General features: G+C 49.2%; 21 protein-coding genes. 13 read left to right on the plus strand and 8 right to left on the minus strand.

Features of this window, described 5'->3' with window-relative positions; translation table 11 throughout:
• The first annotated feature begins 10 nt into the window (after positions 1 to 10).
• The gene (locus tag FHW36_RS26735; RefSeq protein ID WP_145673822.1) at positions 11 to 2,410 is read left to right on the plus strand and encodes an ABC transporter permease; all 2,400 of its coding nucleotides are present in this window, start codon (positions 11 to 13) and stop codon (positions 2,408 to 2,410) included.
• Between the two features lie 9 nt (positions 2,411 to 2,419).
• On the opposite strand, the gene FHW36_RS26740 is transcribed toward FHW36_RS26735, so the two are convergent.
• Genes FHW36_RS26740 through FHW36_RS26750 form a run of 3 tightly spaced genes read right to left on the minus strand, consistent with a single transcriptional unit; the run spans position 2,420 to position 3,883 of the window.
• Positions 2,420 to 2,803: a hypothetical protein gene (locus FHW36_RS26740; RefSeq protein WP_145673824.1), complete on the minus strand. Its 384-nt coding sequence runs from the start codon at positions 2,801 to 2,803 to the stop codon at positions 2,420 to 2,422.
• 44 nt (positions 2,804 to 2,847) lie between these two features.
• A complete protein-coding gene (locus FHW36_RS26745; protein ID WP_145673826.1) occupies positions 2,848 to 3,417 on the minus strand; it encodes a cysteine hydrolase family protein in 570 nt (189 codons plus the stop codon).
• A gap of 31 nt (positions 3,418 to 3,448) precedes the next feature.
• Positions 3,449 to 3,883, minus strand: a complete 435-nt coding sequence (locus FHW36_RS26750; RefSeq protein ID WP_145673828.1) for a MarR family winged helix-turn-helix transcriptional regulator — start codon at positions 3,881 to 3,883, stop codon at positions 3,449 to 3,451.
• Positions 3,884 to 4,009: 126 nt separating this feature from the next.
• Here FHW36_RS26750 and FHW36_RS26755 point away from each other — a divergent pair, with 126 nt between their 5' ends.
• On the plus strand, positions 4,010 to 4,480 hold the full coding sequence (locus FHW36_RS26755; protein WP_145673831.1) for a hypothetical protein: 471 nt from the start codon (positions 4,010 to 4,012) through the stop codon (positions 4,478 to 4,480).
• Positions 4,481 to 4,487: 7 nt separating this feature from the next.
• Here the strand turns inward: FHW36_RS26755 and FHW36_RS26760 are convergent, their stop codons facing one another.
• The 3 genes from FHW36_RS26760 to FHW36_RS26770 form a co-directional block, all read right to left on the minus strand.
• Entirely contained in the window at positions 4,488 to 6,851 is a 2,364-nt protein-coding gene (locus FHW36_RS26760) for an ABC transporter permease (protein WP_145673833.1), read from the minus strand.
• A 131-nt stretch (positions 6,852 to 6,982) separates the two neighbouring features.
• A complete protein-coding gene (locus FHW36_RS26765) occupies positions 6,983 to 7,783 on the minus strand; it encodes a methyltransferase domain-containing protein (protein ID WP_222429199.1) in 801 nt (266 codons plus the stop codon).
• Between the two features lie 109 nt (positions 7,784 to 7,892).
• Positions 7,893 to 8,525 carry a MarR family winged helix-turn-helix transcriptional regulator gene (locus FHW36_RS26770; RefSeq protein ID WP_186452617.1) on the minus strand — a complete coding sequence of 211 codons (633 nt, stop codon included), beginning with the start codon at positions 8,523 to 8,525 and terminating at the stop codon, positions 7,893 to 7,895.
• Positions 8,526 to 8,648: 123 nt separating this feature from the next.
• On the opposite strand from FHW36_RS26770, the gene FHW36_RS26775 reads away from it, so the two are divergent.
• Together FHW36_RS26775 and FHW36_RS26780 are read left to right on the plus strand one after the other, a co-directional pair.
• Complete coding sequence (locus FHW36_RS26775) at positions 8,649 to 9,113, plus strand: DUF2214 family protein (protein WP_145673836.1); 465 nt, start codon at positions 8,649 to 8,651, stop codon at positions 9,111 to 9,113.
• A gap of 10 nt (positions 9,114 to 9,123) precedes the next feature.
• Entirely contained in the window at positions 9,124 to 9,501 is a 378-nt protein-coding gene (locus tag FHW36_RS26780; RefSeq protein ID WP_145673838.1) for a DoxX family protein, read from the plus strand.
• An 18-nt stretch (positions 9,502 to 9,519) separates the two neighbouring features.
• On the opposite strand, the gene FHW36_RS26785 is transcribed toward FHW36_RS26780, so the two are convergent.
• Positions 9,520 to 9,762, minus strand: coding sequence for a hypothetical protein (locus FHW36_RS26785; RefSeq protein WP_186452618.1), 243 nt, complete (start codon positions 9,760 to 9,762; stop codon positions 9,520 to 9,522).
• Between the two features lie 142 nt (positions 9,763 to 9,904).
• On the opposite strand from FHW36_RS26785, the gene FHW36_RS26790 reads away from it, so the two are divergent.
• The 9 genes from FHW36_RS26790 to FHW36_RS30620 all read left to right on the plus strand — a co-directional run bounded on the left by FHW36_RS26790 (position 9,905) and on the right by FHW36_RS30620 (position 22,252).
• Complete coding sequence (locus FHW36_RS26790; RefSeq protein ID WP_145673839.1) at positions 9,905 to 10,342, plus strand: MarR family winged helix-turn-helix transcriptional regulator; 438 nt, start codon at positions 9,905 to 9,907, stop codon at positions 10,340 to 10,342.
• A 15-nt stretch (positions 10,343 to 10,357) separates the two neighbouring features.
• Complete coding sequence (locus FHW36_RS26795; RefSeq protein ID WP_145673841.1) at positions 10,358 to 11,587, plus strand: MFS transporter; 1,230 nt, start codon at positions 10,358 to 10,360, stop codon at positions 11,585 to 11,587.
• 114 nt (positions 11,588 to 11,701) lie between these two features.
• Positions 11,702 to 12,217 (plus strand): DUF5004 domain-containing protein, encoded by a 516-nt coding sequence (locus tag FHW36_RS26800; protein WP_145673843.1) that lies wholly within the window; start codon positions 11,702 to 11,704, stop codon positions 12,215 to 12,217.
• 98 nt (positions 12,218 to 12,315) lie between these two features.
• Positions 12,316 to 12,864, plus strand: a complete 549-nt coding sequence (locus FHW36_RS26805; protein WP_145673845.1) for an RNA polymerase sigma-70 factor — start codon at positions 12,316 to 12,318, stop codon at positions 12,862 to 12,864.
• A 72-nt stretch (positions 12,865 to 12,936) separates the two neighbouring features.
• The gene (locus FHW36_RS26810) at positions 12,937 to 13,971 is read left to right on the plus strand and encodes a FecR family protein (protein ID WP_145673847.1); all 1,035 of its coding nucleotides are present in this window, start codon (positions 12,937 to 12,939) and stop codon (positions 13,969 to 13,971) included.
• Between the two features lie 84 nt (positions 13,972 to 14,055).
• Positions 14,056 to 17,511, plus strand: a complete 3,456-nt coding sequence (locus tag FHW36_RS26815) for a SusC/RagA family TonB-linked outer membrane protein (protein WP_145673848.1) — start codon at positions 14,056 to 14,058, stop codon at positions 17,509 to 17,511.
• A 22-nt stretch (positions 17,512 to 17,533) separates the two neighbouring features.
• Positions 17,534 to 19,237 carry a SusD/RagB family nutrient-binding outer membrane lipoprotein gene (locus tag FHW36_RS26820; protein ID WP_145673850.1) on the plus strand — a complete coding sequence of 568 codons (1,704 nt, stop codon included), beginning with the start codon at positions 17,534 to 17,536 and terminating at the stop codon, positions 19,235 to 19,237.
• Between the two features lie 50 nt (positions 19,238 to 19,287).
• Complete coding sequence (locus FHW36_RS26825) at positions 19,288 to 20,628, plus strand: PhoPQ-activated pathogenicity-related family protein (RefSeq protein WP_145673852.1); 1,341 nt, start codon at positions 19,288 to 19,290, stop codon at positions 20,626 to 20,628.
• A 1-nt stretch (position 20,629) separates the two neighbouring features.
• Complete coding sequence (locus FHW36_RS30620; RefSeq protein WP_186452619.1) at positions 20,630 to 22,252, plus strand: glycerophosphodiester phosphodiesterase family protein; 1,623 nt, start codon at positions 20,630 to 20,632, stop codon at positions 22,250 to 22,252.
• 24 nt (positions 22,253 to 22,276) lie between these two features.
• On the opposite strand, the gene FHW36_RS26835 is transcribed toward FHW36_RS30620, so the two are convergent.
• A complete protein-coding gene (locus FHW36_RS26835; RefSeq protein ID WP_246121237.1) occupies positions 22,277 to 23,809 on the minus strand; it encodes an MFS transporter in 1,533 nt (510 codons plus the stop codon).
• Between the last annotated feature and the right edge of the window lie 127 nt (positions 23,810 to 23,936).

The raw sequence follows: 23,936 nt of genomic DNA on the forward strand, positions 1-23,936 counted from the left end.
TTGCTGATGTATGCTGCAAAATTATCTGAAGATCGCCCTGCGTAACCTGAAGAAAGATAAATTTTACTCTTTTATTAACATTGTTGGTCTTGCATTAGCCACCACGGCTTTCCTGCTGATCATACACTATGCCCGGTTCGAATATAGCTACGAAAATGGCTATAAAAATGCAGCCGATATCTACCGCATTACCTTACAGCTTTATAAAGATGCTGCTTTCATTGGTACCGATTGCGAAACACACCCCCCGCTGGGACCGTTACTGAAACGGCAATTGCCGGAGGTGGCAGACTATGTGCGGGTAGAAAATATGGAAGAGGTGCCGGAGGTAAAAGCGGATGGTAAAATTTTCAAGATGAACCATGTGCTGGCAGCAGATCCTTCCCTGTTCACTATATTTAACTTCGACTTTATAGAAGGCAGTGCCGCCACTGCCCTGCAACAGGCTGGGCAAGCCGTATTAACTGAAACCAGCGCCCGCCGCATGTTTGGCGGCCAATCTGCGATAGGTAAAACTATCATCGACGGAGAAATGGCGTATACGGTGTGTGCCGTTGTTAAAGATATAGCACCCAATACCCACCTGAAATTCGATCTGCTGTTTTCTTTCTCCTCGCTCACTGCCCGGGGACTGAACCTGGATACCTGGAACGCCAATAACAACTATACTTACGTACAGCTGATGCCACACGCCAGCCTGGCGGCCTTCAATGATAAACTCCGGCAAATTGCCCGGGAGAAATTGAAAAAGGATATTTACATAGCAGAACCCATTCGCGACATTCATCTACACTCTCATAAATCCTTTGAGCCAGAAGAAAATGGCGACGTCAGAACGGTGCAGTTTATGCTCGCCGTAGCAGTATTGATACTGGTGGTAGGCGCTGTTAACTACATTAATCTCACTACCGCCCGCGCCTCCGACCGGTCGCGCGAAACCGGTATGCGTAAAGCCCTGGGATCATCCAGGACGTCGCTGATTAAACAGTTCATGACAGAAACGGTGCTGACAAATACCCTCGCCACCGGGCTGGCGCTTATCTTCATACAACTGTTATTGCCGGTATATACGAGGCTCACGGGCCAGCCGGTTACGCATTACTTTTTCCATTCCGCCCTGTCCTGGTGGATAATTGCAGCCTTGTTCCTGCTCAATTGCTTGCTGGCAGGCCTCTATCCAGCCCTGGTCCTCTCCCGTGTTAAGCCGGTGAGCATTACCCGGAAAACTACCACAGCTTCGGGAAACGCCACATTCAGGAAGGTACTGGTGGTCGGACAATTTGCCGCCGCACTCATGGTGCTTTCCGCCTCCGGCATCATTTTCCAACAGCTGTCGTTCATGCAGCAGCAGGATCTGGGGCTCAATACCTCGCAGATATTGGTACTCCGCTCCCCGCATGGAGAGGGCAAATCCATTGATTCGATCCGGCGACTGCAAAGCCAGGGATTTATAAGCCAGGTACGGCAACTCTCCCAGGTAGAACATGTCAGCACCTCCGAATCATTGCCGGGTGTGAGCCTGCACGAACTGAGCACATTCAACAACATTAAACGTTATGAATCCGGCGAAGGCAATGGTTACAATTTCTATTGTTATTCCATCGATGCCGATTTCCTTCCGCTAATGAATATTAAATTATTGGCAGGGCATAATTTCAGGGCGGGGCAATCTAATCTGAACGAATTAATACTGAATAAAGAAGCGTGCCGGTTGCTGGGCTTTAGTAACCCCCAAGAGGCCCTGGGTAAGAAAGTGACCCTGGCCTTTCACGAACAGCCGTATAGTACGGTCGTAGGCGTGATAGATAATTATCACCAGCAGTCGTTAAAAGGGGCCATACTTCCTATGATGCATTGGTACGACGAAAGCAGGGGCTCCTTCTTTTCTGTTAAATTGCAAACCCGCGATATCCGGCAAACCCTTGCTAAAATTGAATCCTACTGGGAAACACAGTATCCTGGCTATCCTTTCGAATATCATTTTCTCGACCAGCTGTATGACCAGCAATACAAGGCTGATCAACAGTTTGGCACATTGATACGCATTTTTTCATTATTTACTTTACTCATTACCTGCCTGGGTATATTGGGGCTTACCGCGTATAACATCAGTCGCCGCAGCAAAGAAATAGGTATCCGTAAAGTACTGGGGGCGTCGGTAACCAGTATTGTAGGTTTGTTATCGGGAGATTTTGTAAAACTGGTAGCTATTGCTGTAGCAATTTCCACCCCATTAACCTGGTATATCATGAGCCGCTGGTTGCAGGGATTTGCGTTTCGCACACAAATACAATGGTGGTTATTTGCTATATCAGGCTTGCTCACCATGGCCATTGCCCTAACAACGGTGGGTTTACAGTCGGTAAAAGCAGCCCTGGCCAATCCTGTGAAGTCGCTGAAATCGGAATAATGGGAACGCTTATACGGATTGCAGCGATAAGCGCATAAATTGCAACACCTCGTCATTTACATCTTCCGGCAACATCATCCGGAAATGGTGGTTGAACTGGTGTGCATCACCGGGCACCTGGGCAATTTTAGTAAAACACAGGTTGTCCGGGTGGGGTGTTTCAAACGGAAATACTACGTTGATGAACGCCTTTCCCAGCTGGTTTACCCAGGCCACCCGGCGGTCGCCAATACCAATACCGATCATCGATTTGGCAGGATATAAATATACCTCACCCAGCTGCTGGTATTGTTGCAGGAAATGCCGCAACAGTGACAACGCCTGTTCAGATTTTCCGGCAAGAAAAGCGGTCAGTAAGGGATCATGGGTGGTATCCAGCAAAGAGGAGGACATGCGTTTCTTTTTACCGGCTAAGGTAGCATATTATCGGTTTTCGGCTACAACGTTTTCAGCCATTCATCTATCGTGGTCACTTCGGCCTGCCTCACAAATACTTTAGTCATCAATAGCTGATGTACTTCAGCGTCCGTATCACCGCAACCGTCAGACAATACGGTAAGCTGATAGTCTTTATCTCCCGCTTCCCTTAAAGTACTGAGTACTACGCCACTGGTGGAGTAACCTGCCAATACCAGCCGCTCTACCTGCTGCGCTTTCAGTATGGTGTCCAGGTCGCTACCTGCGAAGGCGCTGTAACGCTTCTTGGCGATGATCGTTTCGCCTGGCAATGGCGCTACTGCCGGATGGATAGCAGTACCTTCGTCGCCCTCAATAAAAAGACCCGTTTTTTTCACATAGCCCATCGCGATATTCTTTTGATTGACTTCCGGGTAACCGGGTCTGAACATGAGTCCAACGTAGATAACTGGTATACCGGCTTTCCTGGCACCGGCTATCGAACGGGCCACATTGTCCAGCAGCGCGGTGGGATCCGCCAGTCTTTCCATCATCTTACGCTGAAAATCCATTACCAGCAGCGCAGTGTGCTGTTGCTTCTGTGCAGTCATATCCATATGTTTAGGTTGTTATACACGCTTGCTATAATTCCGGTATGTCGCTCAACAGCTCCAGCGCTTCCCGGATCAGTTTCTTTTCCCTGCTGTTATATTTATCTCTAATCACCCCTGCCAGCCATTCCTCTCTCTCCAGCCTGCTGTCGTTGATCATCTGCCATCCTTTTTTGGTAAGGGTTACCCAGGTTTTCCGTTTATCTTCCTGCGCCGTTTTCCGGTCAATATATCCTAATCCCTCCAACCGCTTCAATATCTGCGACATAAACTGGGAAGATATATCCAGCTGGGCGCCCAGCTCTGAAGGATATATGGCTTTATGATTCATCAGGATGCTCATCACGTTTTTTTCCGCGATCGACAGCGAGCCGGGATTACTCATTTCCCGCCGCAGGCGTTTATTCATCCTTGTTATCAGATGCCGTAAGGCATGGGCAATAGCCCGGTCTTCTTTTGTTGTCATAATTAACAAATAAACTTTGCAAAGTTACTTTGGTATTTTATAAAAACCAAATCGCTGCTGTTTACTTTCGGTATCATCACGTACCTTAAATACTTGTTTCCCCTACCCCAAAACAATACCCTGGTTATGAAAAGTGTAAAAATATTTGAGTACATCGACTACCTGGATTGCTTTGTTGTGCACCCGGCGTACAAGGCTATTGCCGACCAACTGGGCCTGGCGGAATGGAACCAGGTAACCTGGATAGGACGGTATTTCTTATGTGATCATGAAAAAGGCGCGCTGTGGTTCGATAACTGGGAGTTACGGGAACAGCTGCGTGAAAAGGCAGCTGAGGTGGGACTCGACGCCCAGGATCTGCTGATCATTGACCCGGAAAAGTTCAAAAATAAAACCGTGGATCCCTGCCATACACCGGAAGAACGGAAGTTATTCTGGCGGGATGTATTCCGCTCGCTGGAATTGAGCATGGAATTATTGTTCAGCGAAGCCCGTAAAATCAACAAGGCCAGGGAGAGTCACGACAACTTCATTATCGACCTGGAACAGCGGATCGGCGCCCTGTCCAGGCGGAGCTACGTGGCGAGGATCTACTAAAAGGAAACTACTCGACGCGCAAACTTCTCACCGGATTCATCATGGCTGCACGGACACTCTGGAAGCTCACCGTTAGCACAGCTACCAGCAAGGTGACCATGCCAGCCAGTATAAACACCCACCACTCCAGCGTTACCCGGTACGCAAAATGTTGCAGCCAGCGATCCATGGCATACCAGGCCAACGGGAATGCCAGCACCATACCTACCACTACCGGCCGCAAAAAGCCGGTCGATAACAATACAAAAATACTGATGCCGGATGCGCCCATTACTTTGCGTACCCCAATTTCCCGGGTACGCTGCGCCGCAGTGAACATGGCCAGTCCAAATAACCCAAGACAGGATATAAATACGGCCAGCACCGCAAAATAGTTGCACAAACGGCTGACCACTTGCTCGCTTTTATACAGCTTCGTATATTCTTCATCGGAAAACTGGTAGGTAAAAGGGAAACCGGGATTAATCGACGTACAGATGCCTTCCAATGCTGCCAGTACCGGTTTGGTCTTTCCCGGATCAATACGCACCAGGATGTTCCCCCATTTGGGATGCTCATCCAAACGCAATACCAGCGGCTCTATAGCGGCATGCAGCGAGTTGAAATGAAAATCTCTTAACACGCCTATAATGCGTCCGGACACGCCATCCAGGGAAAAAGGTTGTCCCACCGGATGTGTATATCCCGTTCTTTTCACAGCAGTTTCATTCAATATATAACTACCCGAATCATTGCCAAAGTCTCTCGAAAAATCCCGGCCATCTACTAAAGTCAGCCGCATCGTTTTCACGTAATCATATCCCACTGCGGCATCTGCAAACGATATCGCTTCGTTGGGGTCTTTACCCGACCAATTGAGGCCACTCTTATGATGCTCAATCACCGTAGGATTTTCTTTCATCTTCGACACTGCTACTACACCAGGTATCGTAGTAGCCGCAGTTTTAAACGGTTCATATTTCGTAATGAGTCCACCTTCTATCGGTATATACACCAGGTTAGTCCGGTCATATCCCAGGTTGCGGGTCTGCACATACTTCATCTGCTGGTAAATGACCGTCATCCCTACCATTAACCCAATAGATAAGGTAAACTGGAATACTACCAGGCCCTTGCGAAACCAGGTGGCACCTGCGCTGAACTGGAGACTACCCTTCAGCACCCGTACCGGTTGCAACGACGACAGGAACAATGCCGGGTAGCTGCCCGCTACAAAGCCGGTGATGCCCACCAGGGTCAGCAACACGCCCCAGAAAGAAAGGCTTTCCAGGGGCAGGGACAATTGTTTACCACTCAGCTGGTTAAAGGCGGGCAATAACAGTAATACTAACACCAATGCCATAATGGTGGCGATTAGTGTCAGCAACAGGGCTTCTCCGATAAACTGCATGACCAATACGCCTTTTCCGGCGCCTACTACTTTCCTCACTCCTACTTCTTTGGCTCGCTGCGCTGCGCGTGCGGTAGCCAGGTTCATAAAGTTGATGCAGGCAATCAGCAATACAAAGATGGCGAGTAACGTAAACAGCCGAACGTATTCAATGCGGCCACCGGCCGGAACACCGTTTTCAAATACGCCGTGAAGATATTTATCATGGTATGGCTGTATTCCCAGCTCCATTACAGATTCGGGTTGTTTTGGCTGATAATGATATACAAAGTCTTTTATCTTGGCGGCCACCTTGCCGGGGTCGGCGTTATCACGGAGTCGTATATACGTAGCAGGGCTAAAGCTACCCCAGTTTCTTGTCCAGGCGTAAGCACTGCTGAAATCGTCCCAGTTGCGGAGAAAATCGAATTGCTGGGAAGAACTGGCCGGTACCTGGAACACTGCACTCACTGTGAGCAAAGTGGTATCCTCACTGCGGATCATTTGCCCGATGGCCTGGTTGGCGCCTCCAAAAAAAATCTCGGCCATATGTTGGGAAATGGCGATGCTGGCGGGTTTACTTAATGCGGTCGCAGCATTACCCTGCAATAAGGGATAGCTGAACATACGAAAGAAATCCCCTCCGGCATAGGCGCCCGTCATTTTAAAGGCTTTCTCTTTCACCTGGAATGCTACCGGGGGATAATATTGTAACGGGGTGGTATATACGATTTCTGGTATCTCTTTCTTTAGTTCGCTGGCCAGCGGTCCCTGGGTGAGATAACCGGCGTTTATCTTTCCTCCGGCCAGCTCCCGTATATATACCTGGTATAATTGCTTATCATGTGCATGAAAGGCGTCCATATTCCTTTCATCCTGGATCCATAAAATCATCAGCATGCTGCAGGCCAGTCCCAGTGCCAATCCCAGGATATTGATGGTGGAAAATGTTTTGTGGCGAACCAGGTTACGCCAGGCGATGCGGAAGTAATTACGTATCATAATGAACCAGGTATGTAATTTTTCAGGAGAGAAAAAACATGCCATGGACAATGCTATGTATTTATCAATTAATTAAAAAGTTATTTAATTGATATATGTTCATTTTTGATACATTGGCTGACCGGTTTTGCTCAAATCGTAGCCCGCACCTCCTTTAACTTCATGATCATCCGTTCCCCGGACGACTGCAACCAGTCATTATATTCGCTAAGCGCCTGTAATCTTTCTGCGTCTGTGATAAAACCGCTGGCTGCTACCTGCGGGCCTCTCAGCTCTGCTACCTTAGACCAGATGCCGGCCTTGTCCACAAAATCAGGGCGTCCCTTTTCGTATACTTCATCCGCATTTAGGGTAGTAATGTTGTGGCAACCCAATTGTTCAAATAAAGCGGGTAAATGATCGGCTATTTCATTGTCCATACCGGCGTCGGCACGCCAGTCGAGGAATGCCTGATAGAACCGCTGCATACTGGCAGGTGGCTGTGGTGTCCATTCCAGTAAGGTATGATTATAGTCGAGTATAGAGATCCATCCGCCGGGGTGCAGCAACGAAGCGAACTTTTCCAGTGCGGCCCTGGGGTTGCTTAACCACTGTAATACGCGGGCAGACACCACCAGGTCAAACGGCTGGGCGGGTGCATAGGTAAAGAGGTCTGCTTCCAACAGCATTAGCTGAGGAATATGTGCGTGATCGTCTTTTCCTTTGGCGATTAAATGAGGACTGCTGTCTATCCCCACCACAGCGCCGGTAGGACCCACCATTTCGGCGATGCCGGCAGAAATAGCGCCGGTACCACAGCCCACATCCAGCACCCGCATACCTTCCCGCAGGAGAGGAATCAGGGTAGCATAACTGTTCTGCAAACTGCGGCTGTCCAGCACACTGCTGGTACCTTTGGGCATGGCAGCCCTTTCGCTGGCGGTATTACTCATATCAAAAAGTTATATGCTTAAATATACAGCACTGAAAGGAAAATTAATAGTGCGTATACCCGTTATAGTAAGAAATCATCCAACCATTTAATAATACCGGGGTGAATAATCAGGACGTGCCGATAACTTCGCGGTAAATCTCCTCAAAGTCTTTTCCTTTGTGGGACAGCCAGATAGCGGCGAACTTTGATTCTACTCCCTTGAGCAGTTGGGTACAGAGTTTCATATCGTCTTCCTGCATATCATGAAACATCATGGTGGCCAGTAAAGTAATGCGCTTACGGCAAGTTACCAGCACCTTTTCACCTTTAGCGGTTACTTTCAGCCGTTTGGAGCGTTTGTCTTCCTTATCATCATATTCCGCCAGGTAGCCTAGTTTCTTCAGGCGGTTAAGTTTGTCGGTGCCGGTAGATAGCTCCTGCAAGGCGGCATAGATCACCTCTGTTTTCCGGGGCTCTTGCAGCTGCGCTACGGTATTGAGGAGGGAATATTCATCGATGTTGCTGATACCGGTGCCTTCCAGTGCAGAGGCAGTATAGATAGTATGCAGTTTAAATATCCTGCCGATGGTACGCATTAATATGCCTTCACTGCTCACTGGCATAAATCGCCCGGCGGGCGCCGCGTTAGCCTTCCCTTCCCGGTGTGCCAGGTAATGCCGGCAAAACTCTTCCAGGCTGGCTTCCGGGTGTTGCTCATCAAATGCTCCCCATGCGGTGATGAGTGTAACAGCTTTATTCATTGTCATTTATATTACTTTCGAAGCAATAATATAAAAAATACTCCGAAAATCTTGTTTTTATTTCATTTCCGTTATACATTTGGATAAATTACTTCTATTTCGAAACAATAAAATAGTACGGATATGTCAACACAAACACTTTATCAAAGCTTGTTGGTAGGGCACCTGATCGGGTTCCTGCTCTTTGCGGGAAGCACTATCGCCAGTTTCTTCGGTTTCCGGCAGCTATGGAAACAGTATGCGATCGACTCCGGCCGGGCGGCAACGGTGCTCCAAGCCATGTCGGGATTGCAGGTACTGTTACGTACGGGCGTGGGCGTTATTATTCCTTCGGGTATTGGTATTATGTATCTCACGCACGGCGTGTATGGGGAACAGGTATGGTTTCGAATAAAATTCGCGCTTGTGCTCCTGGTAATACTCAATGGCATTATCGTGGGCAGGCGACTGAGAGTTTCGCTGGATAAGGCTTTAAAAGACGACCCTATGGCGGTTGCTAAAATCAGGCAGCGGGCCCTCCGCTTTCACCTGGTACAGCTGGCAGGTATTTTCACCATTATCCTCCTGAGCGTTTTCAAATTCAATTAAGCTACCGGTCATGAAAAAAGATAAAATCATTTACTGGATCGCCACCGGCATACTCACTGGGGTAATGTTGTGGAGTGCGCTCAACTTTGCTTTTAACGAAAATATGAAAGGCGCCTTTGCTCACCTGGGCCTACCGCCCTGGTTCCGTGTAGAGCTCACCATAGCCAAATTGCTGGGCGTAATGGCGTTGCTCTTGCCATTTGTACCTCCCCGCGTCAAAGAGTTCGCGTACTTTGGTTTCGGTATTACGCTTATCTCTGCTTCCGTGGCGCACTTGTCCAGCGGGGATAGTGTGTGGCTGGAAGTGGGGCATTTAACTTTCCTCGCCAGTCTGATCGTCTCTTATTTATATTATCACAAAGGATTGCAAAAGACAGGAGGAGAATAGATCAAATTGTATTCATCATCAATGTGTCCAGATCATGCCCTGTGGATTGAGATTCCAGTGGTACTTTTGCGCAGCGGCAAACGTATCAAAATCCTGTTTCTTTCCAAGTACGATCTCATCATAAGCAAACTTCATTTGCCGGGCGCATATCACGGGCTGCATACGGCCTACACCGGTACATAACCCCGGAATGGCTACGGAGTTGATACGGGAATCCCTGCTGGTATGAACCAGGATAGCATAATCCAATGAGCCATCCATAAATCCGAAATTAAAATATATTCCACCGTCGCTTTTCTTCCAAAGTAGGAAAAATCTCCCGCAAAAAAATAAACACTGCATCCGCTATCCGGATTAAAATGCTATATTTGTAAGGTAAACTTATTAATTTACTTTGCTAATTATGCCATCCAGGAAACAAGACCAGCTCGCTGCTCAACTGCGGCCCGTATTAGCCCGGCTGGTAAGAAAACTGCGTAAGTTATCGCCCGCCAACGAAGACCTGTCGCAAAGCGAGCGCTCGGTGCTGGTATTATTGGACCAGCACGGACAGCTGTTGTCGGCTGAACTGGCGGTAATGGAAAAAATGACTCCGCAGTCGATGGGACAACTACTGCAACATCTTTTCTCACTACACCTTATCACGAGAACCATCTCCCCGGACGACAAACGGAAAATTATCATCGCCTTGTCCAAAGCCGGTAAGGAACGGATAGAGCGGGTCAGGAAAGAAAGGGATGAATGGCTGAGTTACGCCATCAGCAGTGCCTGCACACCCGAAGAACAGGCTATCCTGCAGGCGGCCATTGCACCGTTATCCAAACTGGTGGATTTTGAATAAAGAGCCGAATGTAAGATGAAAATAAGCACCTTTAGCGCGTTTAAAAGCCGTAACTACCGACTTTACTTCAGCGGACAATCTGTTTCCCTAATCGGCACCTGGATGCAGAAAACTGCCGTAAGCTGGGTAATTTATGCCCAAACCCATTCTAAGTTTATGCTGGGCGTTACGCTCTTCGCTACCATGTTTCCTTCCTTTGTGTTCTCGTTCCTCGGCGGAGTAGCCTCCGACAGGTACAACCGCTATAAACTGCTCCTGCTCACACAGGTAGCCTCTATGGTGCAGGCGCTGGCACTGACGGTACTTATCTACTTCAATCATTATTCGGTATGGCATATCATTGGGTTAAGCGCCTTACTGGGGTTGATCAATGCCTTTGATGTACCCGCCCGCCAATCACTTGTATATGAAATGGTGGAAGATAAAGCCGACCTGCCCAACGCCCTGGCGCTGAACTCGTCCATGGTAAACCTTTCGCGGCTGATTGGTCCGGGTATAGCCGGATTAGCCCTGGAAAAATTCGGGGAAGATATTTGCTTTGCGCTGAACGCCCTTAGCTTCATCGCGGTGATAGGCTCCCTGTTACAAATGAAATTGCCCGCCTATGTGCCTAAGCCCCGCACTAAAAATATGGCCGGTGAACTGAAAGAGGGATTTGCCTACATCAAAGCTACCCCCGCTATCTCCGTGGTGCTGCTCACCCTTTCCTCTATCAGTTTGCTGGTACTGCCTTATACTACGCTGATGCCTGTATATGCCAAGGATATTTTCAAAGGCAACGCCTCTACCTTTGGCGTGATAGACAGTGCTATTGGGTTGGGCGCGTTATGCGGCGCTATTTTCCTTGCTTCGCTGAAACGCGGCAAAAACCTGCGCAAAATCCTGGCGATTAACACGATGATCTTCGGCGCCGGGCTGGTACTATTTTCTCATACTCCCTGGTATCCCCTGGCACTTTTATTCGTAACCCTGGCCGGCTTTGGTATGATGTCGCAGATCACCATCAGCAATACCCTGATCCAAACCACTGTAGATCCGGCCATGCGCGGAAGGGTGATCAGCTTCTATGCCATGGCGTTCTTTGGTATGCAACCATTGGGCGGACTCCTCGTAGGCGCCGTTTCCCAATGGATAGGCACCCCCGATACCGTGTTATTACAGGGAATCATTACCATCTTAATCGGTGGCCTGTTATACCGGCAGCTGCATGTAAACCGCCCCGTATCATTCCCCCTGCAATCTTAATCACACTAAGCACCAGGTTAACGAATTGTTACGCGCTGAGGGATTTCTATTTGCCAAACGAATACATAGTAAAGACGTTACACACTGTACTTTGTAACATTAATTCCATCGACTATGCGTTCATTTATCCCTGTTAAAATGGTGGTCGCCGTATTGATGGTCCCCTCCTTGCTCCTGTCCTGCAAGAAGAACCATGATGCTACCCCGGAAAAGTCACAGAAATATGAACAGGTATCCGGTACCTGGAAACAGCAGGATATTGTGCTGGCCGTACCGGCCAAGCTGGGGGGACAAAACCTTCCTGCCGGCACCAGCATCCTGGCACTGGCACCGGCACTTGGCGCCGCCGGCGCACTGATTACCTGCACCAAAAACAATAGCTACCAGTTCAACACGGATGGTACCTTTTCGATCAATGGATGCACAGATTTAATATTACCCGCCGCCGGTAATAGCGGCACCTGGAAACTGGATGTACACGATGCGGTATTTTTACTCACCTCCCAGAAAGGCGTAAACGATCCCCACTGGATTCAAAATGTGAGCAGCAACACCTTGGAATTATCGATCACCGTTACCATTCCGGGAGTAGCTACCGCTCCGCTGATCCTGAAACTGCAAAAGCAGTAAAATCCACAGTGGTGCTACGGCAGAGTGGTTAAAATAACATTAACATAATCAGTAATTCCTTGTATCTTGTTTAGGCCCACCAGATATTTGCGATCATTATGGAAAGTATCGTACAGGATATAAAGAATGGAAATATCGAACGCTTTAAAATGGTGTACCAACAATACCATGCAAAGCTCTATTTCTACGTATTGAAATGTACGCATTCTGCCTACCTGTCGGAAGAAACCGTGCAGCTGTCTTTTATACTGCTCTGGGAACGAAGGGAAAAATTATCGACCAGTTATAATATCTCTGCCCAATTATTTCGTATAGCTAAAAGCGTTATGACCGACCTGTTGCGCAAACAGCAGGTAAGAAACAGGCACACCGCCTGCATGGTACAGGAACAGCCCGACTGGCATATGGAAACAGATATTACAGTGAAGGAAGAACTACAGCAGGTGTATAATAGCATAGAACAATTATCTCCCATCAGGAAAAATGTTTTTAAACTGAGCCGCTTCGAAGGACTTCCTCACAAAGAAATAGCCAGGCAGTTATCCATCTCTCCCAAAACCGTGGAAAACCACATCCTGCGGGCAGTACGCCAGTTGAAAGACTCACTCTTACTGGTACTTATCCTCCTGATCCGGCACCTGCTCTGATGTTCTTGTTATGCAAATATTAATTGATGAACGACAGTGAGGGGTTTGCTGTTTTGAAACGAATACATAGATATGAAGCATCCAGCAACATTACTTGAAAAATTCTTCCGGGGTGAATGCAATGAAGCAGAAAACCAGGTGGTAAGGGAATACCTTATACAACACCCGGAGGCTTTGCAGCCCTGGCTGACAGAAGAGAGCTGGCATTCTTTTCATCCGGAATCATTGCTACCCACCGACATTTCTGAAAAAATGCTGGCCGCCATTGAAAGTCGCACGTACCGGAAGATGCCGCCGGCTGGCCGCTCCTATAAATGGCTGGCTGTTGCTGCCGCTATTGCCATTCCCGCTTTAGCCGGTGTGTGGTGGATGCAGCAACATCCTGTGCCAATAAAACAACACCTTGGCGCACCGCCTGTTACAACACACAGCGCTATAACGCCGGTATTTGCACAGCAGGTAAACCGTACGTCCAAAACAATGCGGCTCCGCTTAAACGATGGCAGCACCGTAGCACTGGCTCCGCAAAGCCAGATACGCTATGAAGAACCATTTGCCACGCATAACCGCTCCATACACCTTTCCGGCACGGCGTTATTCAACGTGGCGGCCAACAGGGAAAAGCCTTTTACGGTATATGCCGGCAACTATGGCACTACCGCGCTGGGCACAGTATTCAGGATAACTACCCTCAACAGCAAAAAAGGTGTGATCCGGGTGCAGCTGATCAGTGGTAAGGTAGTGGTGAAAGCAGACAGCCTGCTGGGCAACAAAGGCATCAAAGCCACTTACCTGCTGCCGGGACAAGCACTCTGCTTCGATCAGCAAGGCATGGTACCTGTAACCAATAACAATCAACAAGCGCCGGTGAAAACGGAAAATGAAATATTCAATTTCCGCAATGAACCACTGGCAAATATTTTCCGGTTGATGTCCGAAAAATTCCATGTAAAAATCCAGTACCAGGAAAGTACCCTGGCAGACATGAGTTTTACAGGCGTTTTCGATAGTAGTAAAGAGTCGTTAGCTGATTTCCTGGGTACCATTAGCACATTAAACAACCTTACTATTAAGCAAACCAATGAAACTATTTACATAACACAATAATCCTTTACTAAACCGATTCAATGCGCTGGCTAATTGCTCCCGTAATACGGGACAGGCGATTCCTTTGCCTAAAAATGAAATATTATGCGTGAAAACAAACGACTATCCCCGATCTGTCGCCGCACCAAAACTATATGGCTGCTACTATTCCTACAGCTGTACATTGGTAGTGTATGGGCACAAAACGCCCACCCTGCCGCCATCGGCATTATCAAAAATGACAAGAACGAACGGCTTCCCAATGTGATGGTAAGAGTAGCCAACGCCGACAATACCATACTGGCCAGCACGGTTACCAACGACAAAGGTATCTTCACCTTTACCAAACTACCCGCCGGCGGCCCTTATCATTTTATCCTCTCCCAAATGGGCTATGTAACGGATACCCTGCACGGCTATACGATTACCGATTCGAGCAAATTATCCCTGGCCGTCACCCTGAAAAAAAAAGTAGAAGAACTGGAACAAGTACTGGTGACCGCCCTTGGCATTAAAAGGGAAAAGAAAGCATTGGGCTATTCTGTGGAAGAACTGGCAGGCAAAGAATTTAACCGCGTTAACCAGGAAAATTTCCTCAACGCCATTTCCGGTAAAGTAGCCGGCGTAACTATCAACTCCACCGGCGGTCCCGGATCATCTGTCAGCATGATCATCAGGGGCGCTACCTCCCTTAGCAGCGACAACCAGCCACTGTTTGTAGTAGATGGCGTGCCACTGGCCAACACCATCAACAATATCAGCAAAATAGGCAAAGATAATATGGTGGATTATGGCAACGCCATCTCCGATATCAATATGGATAACATCGAAAGCGTGACGATCCTGAAAGGCCCCAGCGCCGCTGCCCTATATGGTTCCCGTGCCGGCAACGGCGTGGTACTCATCACCACTAAAACCGGTAAAAAGGTAGATCGCACTACGGTCAACGCCTCCATCAATACCGTATTCGACAAGCCCTATAAATTCCTGAAATGGCAACATAAATTCGGTTCCGGCCAGCTCTCCGGCATCCCGGTTTCCCGTAGCGGCAACCTGCTTACCAATCCCTTTGGAACCATTATATCGGAAAATGTAGACGGCACCTTTGGCGCGGAGCTGGATATGGGATACGAAGAAGTACAGTGGAACAGCCCACTCGATAAAAACGGCAAACGCATCCCCATGCCGCTGGTATCACATAAAGACAATGTGAAAAATTTTGTCAATACCGGCATCACCACTACCACCAACGTCTCACTGGCTAATAATAACAATAAGATTGCCTACCGCCTGGCCTATGTAAACATGAACAACAAGGGTATCATTCCGAATACCGACCTGTTCAAAAATGCGCTGAACCTAAACTCCAGCTTACAGGTAAATTCAAAATTCAGCGTAAGCACCAACGTTGATTTCAGTCGCACCAACTCCAACAACCGCCCGGCGGGCGATCGTGGCGCCAATCCTCTCCAGGCCGTGTACAGCATATCCCCACATATCGACGTACGCGATCTGAAAGACTACTGGATGCCCGGGCAGGAAGGATTGCAGCAACGCACTCAATACAATGGCGTATTCAACAATCCGTATTTCCTGGCCTATGAAGTGAAAAATGGTTTTGTGAGAGATCGTGTATTCGGTAACGTAAGAGCCGACTGGAAAATATTGCCCTCCCTGAGCTTCATGGCCCGCTATGCGCTCGATACCTATAATGAAAAAAGAGAAACCCAGATAGCCGCCAGCTATCTCAGCAATCCGGGCGGCGCTTATGGTATTATCAACATCAACAACTACGAACGCAATATCGATGTGTTGTTGACCTACAAAAAAGATATCGGTGATGTTGATTTCACCCTATCTGCCGGCGGCAACAAACGATACCAGACTGGTAAAAACATTACCACCGCTACCAAAGACGGTACCGGGCTCATTACTCCAGGGGTATACACCATTCAAAATATTGCCCCGCAAAACCTCGATTATAACAGTACCCGTTACGAAAAAGGCGTCAACAGTATATACGCTATGCTGAACGTGGGCTACAAAGGCATGGCCTACCTGGACCTCACCGGCCGCAACGACTGGTCCAGCACCTTGCCCGAAGCTGCTGCCTATTTTTACCCTTCCGCCTCCCTCAGCCTCCTGGTCAATGAAATGATGCACATCACCTCTGATAACATCAATATGATCAAGCTCCGGGGCGGCGCAGCACAGGTAGGTAACGACGCGGCACCTTATCAACTGCTGGGGACTTTATACAATGCCGGCGCCTGGGGTAATATTCCCCGCCAAAGTACTTCCGGCACTTTATTGAACCCTTTCCTGAAACCGGAAATTGCTACTTCGTATGAAGGTGGTATAGATGTAAACCTGTTCCGCAACCGCCTGCGCATGGCGGCTACCTGGTATATGGTGGAAAATAAAAACCAGATCTTCAGTCCCAAAACACCTCCTTCCTCCGGCTACGCTTCCCGCAATATCAACGCAGGTTTATTGAGAAGCCGCGGCATAGAACTCACGCTGGGAGGCACCCCGGTAGATCGCAAAAACTGGAGATGGGATGTTAATGTCAACTTTACCCGCAACCGTACCAAAATTATTTCCCTGCCTAACGACCTGCCTTATTACACCCTCTGGGAAGAAGGAAAAGGCGGTGCATGGACGTACGTAGGGGAAGATATTGGCGATATATACGATGCACAGCTGGTAACCGTCACGGATAAATCATCTCCCTACTATGGCTATCCAATACTGGATAATACCGGCAAATGGCAAAGTATAGATGCTATTAATACCCGCAACAAGATCGGCAACTTCAACCCTAAGTTCATCATGGGTTTGCAGACGGCGATCAGCTATAAAAACTTTACGCTGAGCATGACCTTCGACTGGAGAAATGGGGGTGACTTTGTTTCCCAGACCTACCGCTATGGAGAAGAACATGGCAACTCCCAGCTGTTCCTCGACAAGCTTACCAACCCGGGCAACATGAAAGGCCAGGAACTGCGGGATTACCTGGTGAGTCACCAGGATCAACTGGTCATACCCAGCGGCAACAAATTCCCGTTGGTAGGCGGCCCTACTCCAGAATACAATAGCTTTCCCTTTACCTATGGACCTTACGTATTGCCTTACGGCGGCGTGTTCATTCCTGGTGTGAGAGCCAAAGGTTATGATGCCAATGGTAACCCTACCGGCTATATTGAAAACCTCGGCAATGATGGCACGGTTACCCTTCCGTATGCCGCCAGCACTGCCTGGTCTTTTACCCGGGCGTTTCTGTTCCCCGCTTCTTACCTGAAGTTGAGGGAAGTATCGCTGTCGTATGAGCTGCCGAAAAGATGGATCGCCTCCGCAAAACTGCAAAACGCGGCCGTGTCTATCTATAGCCGGAATATCATCTTGTGGACCGCTGCTAAAATCGGCATAGATCCTGAAAATGCCTACCAGCCTTCCACCACTGTACAAGGCTCCGGTATGCAGTTTATGCAGGGCATAGAAAGATACAACGTAACCCCATGGTCTATTCCGATGGGCGCCAAGTTGAACGTAACCTTTTAAGCGTTTCTTTAATCGTTGACATATGAAACCAGTTAATAAATCAATCCTTTTGTGCCTGGGGTTACTGCTTACTGCTTTGCCCGCCTGTAAAAAGGAGCTCATCAAATTAAACGACAACCCCAATGGTTCCAATCCTGCTACCATCAATCCCAACCTGGTGCTATCCACGGTATTGACACAGGCAGGTATAGAGATCGTAACGCTGGGGTACCAGGATATGGCCGGCGTAATGCAACATACCCAGAAAGATGGATGGACCACCACCCACAATGAATACGACTGGGCGGGCACCAACAGCTGGACTGCCTACTACGATATCCTGAGAAATAACCAACTCGTATATGACCGGGCCGTAACGCTCAACAATGAGCTGCAACAGGGTGTATCGCTGGTGATGAAATCTATGATGTTTGGATTGATCACCGACCTATGGGGCGATGCGCCTTATACCCAGGCTTTGAAAGGGCAGCTGGGCGGCACAGACAATACGTTACCCGTATACGATCCTCAACAAGTGATTTATACCGGTATACTGGCCGACCTGGACAAAGCCAACACTTTGCTGTCTAAGTCCAAAAGCGAGTATACCAATCCCATCGATGCCGTGGATGTATATTACGCTGGCGATCCTACCAAATGGCGAAAAATGGCCAATTCACTGGCTTTGCGATATTATATGCGCCTGTCGGAAAAGTTGCCGGATGTAGCCAAAGCGGGCATTGAAAAAATAGCCGGCGACCCGGCAAAATATCCCATCATTACCGATGCGTCTGAAGACGCGACCATGGCGTTTCCCGGCAACAGCAATGCCGACTCCTGGCCTGCCAATGCCACCTACGATACCGACAGCAGTAATTACCGGAGATTGAAAATGTGCAATACCCTGGTAACGTACCTGCAAGCCCGGCATGATCCGCGACTGGGCGTATGGGCAAATAAAGTACAGTGCTTTTTATTGGTAGATAATAACCTGCCCCCCGGTACCGGCAATGTATACAAGCCGGTAGACACCGTAGTGAACGGCGAAAACCGGAAAGTGCGGTATGTATCGCCCGACGTACTGGCATCTAAAGGACTTACCCTCCATGATATTAACCAGGATGTAGACTATGTAGGCCTGCCGCCTGCAATCCCAGGTCCTGCCGTGTATAATTTAAGTCCCGATGCCAGCCAGGCTTCCCGGAACCCGCATGTATCCTGGCTCAATGATATCTACAAACAGGCAAAAGGGCCGCTGTTAAAAGCCCGGCTCATTTCTGCCGCAGAAGTACGCTTTATTTTAGCCGAAGCAGCTGGCATTAAGGGCTGGGCCGCCGGCGATGGCGAAACGCATTATAACGCCGCCATAAAGGCTTCGCTCACTACCTGGGGATTGGCAGGCTACTACGCCGCCTATATCTCCCAACCTGCGGTAAAATACAATCATACGCAACAGCAGATTGTGGAACAAAAATGGGCCGCCAGCTGGACCGCGGCCACCGAAGCCTGGGCCGACTTTAAAAGGACCGGCTATCCGCAACTACATGCAGGCCCCTATGCCAAAGGCACCGTGGTGCCAGTACGCCTTTATTACATGCTGGAAGAAAGGAATTTGAATAAGGCCAATTTAACCGATGCCCTGAAACGGCTGGAAGTGACCAACTATTCCTCTTTCGGCGCCAATGGCGCACAAAATAGTCCCTGGTCCAAACCATGGATTATCCAGGGTACTGGTAAACCCTGGTAAGTATTGCTTATCTTAAACGTATCATAACTATACCCACAATTAATCCGTATATGAAGAAGCTATTTTTTGTTTTGCTGGTAAACATGTTGTTCCTGGCTGCGGCCATGGCTCAACAGGCTACCACGGCCGCCACTGCACTGAGAGCCTATCTCGATAACGACGACAAATCCTTTCACTGGGAAGTAAAAGACTCTTTCCAGGTAAATAACACCACCGCCTACAGCATATTGCTCACCTCTCAAAAGTGGCGGGAATATACCTGGACACATCAACTCACTATCTTTGTGCCCGGTACCATCGATTACGATGGCGCACTGCTGTTTGTAACCGGCGGCTCTAACCGCGACGGACAACCTAACTGGAACGGCGCTACGGATGAACTATACCAGCAGGTAGCCGCCCTGGCCACGACCAATCACGCAGTAACTTCTGTATTGCGGCAAACGCCCAACCAGCCACTCTTTGGGAAGCTCACCGAAGATGCCCTGATTTCATTTACCCTGCATAACTTCAAAAAAGATGGCGACTATACCTGGCCGCTGCTGTTTCCCATGGTAAAAAGCGCCGTGCGCGCTATGGATGTTGTACAGGATTTCACTAAAAGCAAATCTATTCCTGTGTCCCGCTTCGTGGTATCCGGCGCCTCCAAACGTGGCTGGACCACCTGGCTCACCGGTGCCAACGACAGCCGCGTAGCAGCTATTGCCCCGATGGTAATAGATGTGCTGAACATGCCGGTAAGCCTCGACTACCAAATCAAAACATGGAAAGAATACAGTATTCAGATAGAAGATTATGTAAAACTGGGCATCCCACAAACCGCCCATACCGGTGAAGGCCAGGCCATCAATACCATGATTGATCCTTACTCCTATCGTCAAAACCTGACCATGCCCAAAATGATTTTTATGGGCACCAACGATGAGTATTGGGTGGTAGATAATATCAAAAATTATATCGACAGCATACCCGGCAAAAATCTGATCAATTATGTGCCCAACGCAGGACATAGCCTGGGCAACAAAGCACAGGCTTTTGAAACGCTGAGCGCCTTCTTTGGTAACACCCTCACCAAACAGCCCTATCCCGATTGCAACTGGACCACCCGTACGCGTCGTGGTAAAGTAAGCGTAACCGCCAAAGCCACTGCCGACAAATTGGTAGACGTAATCTTATGGTCTGCCGACTCCCCGGATATTGATTTCCGGAACGACAAATGGACGTCGAAAAGCATGGGCATTGCGCACCAGTCCACCGTAAAAGTAAGCACCCCCCTGCCGCAAAGCGGGTACCGTGCTTTTTATGTAGACCTTAAATACACCAATCCTACCGGTGGCACTTATACCGTTAGCACGCGTGTATTTGTAACCGATACTAAACAGATATTATAGCATGAAAAAATTACTGCTGTTCGCAGGCACCTTACTCACCCACTATACGCTTCTGGCTCAACAGGCAACACCCGTGCTGCCGGCTACGCCGCACAAATTTGTTGTAGTGGCGCACCGGGGTTATCATATCCATATTCCTGAAAACACGGTGGCCGCCATAGAGGCCACCGCGCAATGCGGGGCCGATTATGCAGAACTGGATCTGCGCACCACGAAAGACGGGAAGCTGGTATTGATGCACGATGCCACCGTCAACCGGACCTCCGGCGGTGAAGGAAAAGTAGCCGACCTCACCCTGGCGCAGCTGCGGCAATTATCGCTGAAAGGTAATGATGGTAAGACCTACCGCATACCTACCTTTGCCGAAGCATTACAGGCGGCAAAGGGGAAAGTAAATATCTATCTCGATTTTAAAGAAGCCGATGTAGCAGAAACCTGGAAACAAATACAGGCCGCTGGCATGGAAAAACAGGTGGTGGTATACCTGAATAAAAAAGAACAATACCGCCCCTGGAGAAGCATCGCGCCGCAGGTACCCCTGATGACCAGCCTGCCCGATGAAATGAATACGCCAGCACAGCTGGAAGCCTTCCTGAACATGGTGACGGTTTCCGTGCTGGACAACCTCACCGACAGTACTATGTTGGCTGTCGCCCGCCGGCATAACGTGGCCGTGTGGCTGGATGCACAAACGCCTACGGAAGGTCCCGGCGACTGGAATGCCGTGTTACGCAAGGGCGTACAGGGAATGCAAAGCGATCACCCGGATACATTGGTCAGCTATCTCCGGAAAAATAATCTGCGGGATGGTCTTGCTAACGCTAACGCCTATACGCCTGCCGCGAGTCGTTATATCACCCTTCGTGATGTACCTTATGGCGATGCCGGGGAAGATAATATGCTGGATGCCTATCTTCCGGAAGACCGCCAACCGCAAACAAAGATGATTGTATACTTGCATGGTGGCGGTTGGACAGGCGGCGATAAAAAAGAACTGCCTGCGCAGCTCATCAGCGAACTGGCAGGCAAACTGCATTATGGCGTTATATCTATGAATTACCGCCTTATCAGGGATGGAAAAAACGTATACCCGGCACAGTTAGACGATATCCGGAAGGCATTGGCTTTTATCAGCAGCAAAGCGAAAAAATACCAGTTCGACGGTACGCAGTTTGCGCTGATAGGCGGCAGCGCCGGTGCTTACCTGGCCCTACAATACGCCTATGCCTATGATTCCCTGCGCCAGGTGAAAACGGTGGTTGACCTCTGGGGGCCTACCGACTTCACAGATAAAAAAGTGCGCCAGGAAAATAAAGACGCCGACGAAAAAGTAGTGCGCCTGCTGGGCGTAGCTGATCCGGCGGCTCAACTGGCCTATGACGCCAGCCCTTATCATCGGCTCAGTGCTGCCAATGGCGTACCTACTTTGTTGTTTCATGGCGACGAAGATCCGCTGGTACATGTGAGTCAATCAGAGAAGCTGTATGCTAAACTTGCGTCCCTGCATATTCCCACGCGATTCGAAAGATACCCGCACGAAAAGCATGGCGTGGGCGCTGCGGCTACCATGGATGTATTTACGAAGCTGATTGGCTGGTTGCAGCAATATTATCCTTCCAACTAAATTTTGTTTGTAAAGCAGAAAGCGTCAAGCTTTCTGCTTTACAAACAACCCTCCCATCAATCCCCCCAGGAATCCCAATCCACCGGCTATACGTAAAATGTTGCCGTAGGCATCAATAAATCCCTGATGATAGACAGCGACGATCTTGCTATGCTGTGAAGCGGCTATACCGGCGGGGACAGCGGCATTGCCCAGGTTTACCGTTTGCTCCATTACAGCAGCCCGCTGGGCGGAGGTAAGCGAAAGTGCGGCGATGCGCTGTTGCACCACTGCGGAAAAAAACAATACGGCCAGCGCGCCAAATACCGCGTTGGCAAAAACGCCGGCAAGACGGGAAACGGCGTTGTTGATACCGGAGGCGGTACCCGATAAATGCGGACTCACAGCGCCCATCACGGTAGCCGTTAATGGCGCTACTGTAAATGACATGCCTAGTCCCAATACCAGCATACCGGGGAAAAAGGTAGTCCAGTAATCGGCCGGGCCCTGGGTTTGTTTTACAAAAGACAACCATAACAAACCGGCGCCAGCAACACACGGGCCCAATACGAGGAATAGCCGGGCGCCATATTTATCTGCCAGGCTGCCAGCGTACCGGGCCAGCAAAATCATCAGTATCGTAAAAGGTAAAAAGGTAAGTCCAGACTCCAGCTGGCTGTACCCCTGTACCTGTACCAGGTTGAGCGATAGGAACAGCATGCCGGCGCCCAGGCCGGCGTATAGGAAAAAAGTAAGGAGATTGGCACCTGTGAAAGTCATATTCCGGAATAAGGTCAATGGCAACATAGGGTCTGCACTTTTATATTCTATCCCGATAAAAATCAACAGCAGCAATACGCCGCCAATCAAACTGCCATACACCTGCGGATGAGCGAAGCCCAGTGAAGGCATACGCAGCAGTCCAAACGTAAGCAGGGCGAGCGCCAGGGCAATCAGTCCGGCGCCAATAAAATCTATACCGGGCGCGCTGTTGTCTTCTTTTCTTTCCTGCACCCTGGTAGCTAACAGCAGTAACGCTATTACTCCAATAGGTAAGTTGATGAAGAAGATGTAACGCCACAGCCCAGCATCGGCCAGGGCGCCGCCTAATACCGGCCCTCCCATAGTTACCAGCGTAGTAACCGACGACCAGGTACCGATCGCTTTTCCCCGCTCATTTTCATCGATAGAAGCGGCAATCATGGCCAGGCTTCCCGGTATCATCAAGGCGCCGCCGATGCCCTGGATAATCCGGAAGATAATCAGCCATAGCGCGCTATCCGCCACGCCACAGGCGGCCGACCCCAATATGAAAATGGCAATGCCGGTCATAAATATTTTCTTACGTCCTAACTTGTCGCCCAACGCGCCGCCAATCAGTATCAATGCAGCCAACATCAGCATATAAGCATTCAATACCCAGAAAAGATCAGCGGCGGAGGCTTGCAAAGCCCGCTGTAGTGCAGGTAGCACTACGTTGAGTGCAGTACCGTCTATAAACGCCATCGCTGAAGCCAGGATGGTGGCAACCATGATCCATTTGCCTTCCTTACTGCGGAGTGATACGGTGGGAATCATAGCGTTATTTTTAGCGGGGAGGTATCCTTAAATATACGCTATTTTCTGCGCAAAGGCGCGAAGCCACAAAGGGGCAAAGTGTTTGACCGCTTTGTGGCTTCGCGCCTTTGCAACAAATGTAAATGCT

It is taken from the genome of Chitinophaga polysaccharea (assembly GCF_007829335.1).
GTDB classification, from domain to species: domain Bacteria; phylum Bacteroidota; class Bacteroidia; order Chitinophagales; family Chitinophagaceae; genus Chitinophaga; species Chitinophaga polysaccharea_B.

Excerpts from the sequence above, each read along its gene's own strand:
- FHW36_RS26745 (WP_145673826.1), bottom strand. The coding sequence starts at position 3,417 with ATGACTGCACAGAAGCAACAGCACACTGCGCTGCTGGTAATGGATTTT.
- FHW36_RS26835 (WP_246121237.1), bottom strand. The coding sequence starts at position 23,809 with ATGATTCCCACCGTATCACTCCGCAGTAAGGAAGGCAAATGGATCATG.
- FHW36_RS26820 (WP_145673850.1), top strand. The coding sequence starts at position 17,534 with ATGAAACCAGTTAATAAATCAATCCTTTTGTGCCTGGGGTTACTGCTT.
- FHW36_RS26780 (WP_145673838.1), top strand. The coding sequence starts at position 9,124 with ATGAAAAAAGATAAAATCATTTACTGGATCGCCACCGGCATACTCACT.
- FHW36_RS26810 (WP_145673847.1), top strand. The coding sequence starts at position 12,937 with ATGAAGCATCCAGCAACATTACTTGAAAAATTCTTCCGGGGTGAATGC.
- FHW36_RS26775 (WP_145673836.1), top strand. The coding sequence starts at position 8,649 with ATGTCAACACAAACACTTTATCAAAGCTTGTTGGTAGGGCACCTGATC.
- FHW36_RS26740 (WP_145673824.1), bottom strand. The coding sequence starts at position 2,803 with ATGTCCTCCTCTTTGCTGGATACCACCCATGATCCCTTACTGACCGCT.
- FHW36_RS26825 (WP_145673852.1), top strand. The coding sequence starts at position 19,288 with ATGAAGAAGCTATTTTTTGTTTTGCTGGTAAACATGTTGTTCCTGGCT.
- FHW36_RS26790 (WP_145673839.1), top strand. The coding sequence starts at position 9,905 with ATGCCATCCAGGAAACAAGACCAGCTCGCTGCTCAACTGCGGCCCGTA.
- FHW36_RS26770 (WP_186452617.1), bottom strand. The coding sequence starts at position 8,525 with ATGAATAAAGCTGTTACACTCATCACCGCATGGGGAGCATTTGATGAG.
- FHW36_RS30620 (WP_186452619.1), top strand. The coding sequence starts at position 20,630 with ATGAAAAAATTACTGCTGTTCGCAGGCACCTTACTCACCCACTATACG.
- FHW36_RS26765 (WP_222429199.1), bottom strand. The coding sequence starts at position 7,783 with ATGAGTAATACCGCCAGCGAAAGGGCTGCCATGCCCAAAGGTACCAGC.
- FHW36_RS26805 (WP_145673845.1), top strand. The coding sequence starts at position 12,316 with ATGGAAAGTATCGTACAGGATATAAAGAATGGAAATATCGAACGCTTT.
- FHW36_RS26755 (WP_145673831.1), top strand. The coding sequence starts at position 4,010 with ATGAAAAGTGTAAAAATATTTGAGTACATCGACTACCTGGATTGCTTT.
- FHW36_RS26800 (WP_145673843.1), top strand. The coding sequence starts at position 11,702 with ATGCGTTCATTTATCCCTGTTAAAATGGTGGTCGCCGTATTGATGGTC.
- FHW36_RS26750 (WP_145673828.1), bottom strand. The coding sequence starts at position 3,883 with ATGACAACAAAAGAAGACCGGGCTATTGCCCATGCCTTACGGCATCTG.
- FHW36_RS26760 (WP_145673833.1), bottom strand. The coding sequence starts at position 6,851 with ATGATACGTAATTACTTCCGCATCGCCTGGCGTAACCTGGTTCGCCAC.
- FHW36_RS26735 (WP_145673822.1), top strand. The coding sequence starts at position 11 with ATGCTGCAAAATTATCTGAAGATCGCCCTGCGTAACCTGAAGAAAGAT.
- FHW36_RS26795 (WP_145673841.1), top strand. The coding sequence starts at position 10,358 with ATGAAAATAAGCACCTTTAGCGCGTTTAAAAGCCGTAACTACCGACTT.
- FHW36_RS26815 (WP_145673848.1), top strand. The coding sequence starts at position 14,056 with ATGCGTGAAAACAAACGACTATCCCCGATCTGTCGCCGCACCAAAACT.
- FHW36_RS26785 (WP_186452618.1), bottom strand. The coding sequence starts at position 9,762 with ATGGATGGCTCATTGGATTATGCTATCCTGGTTCATACCAGCAGGGAT.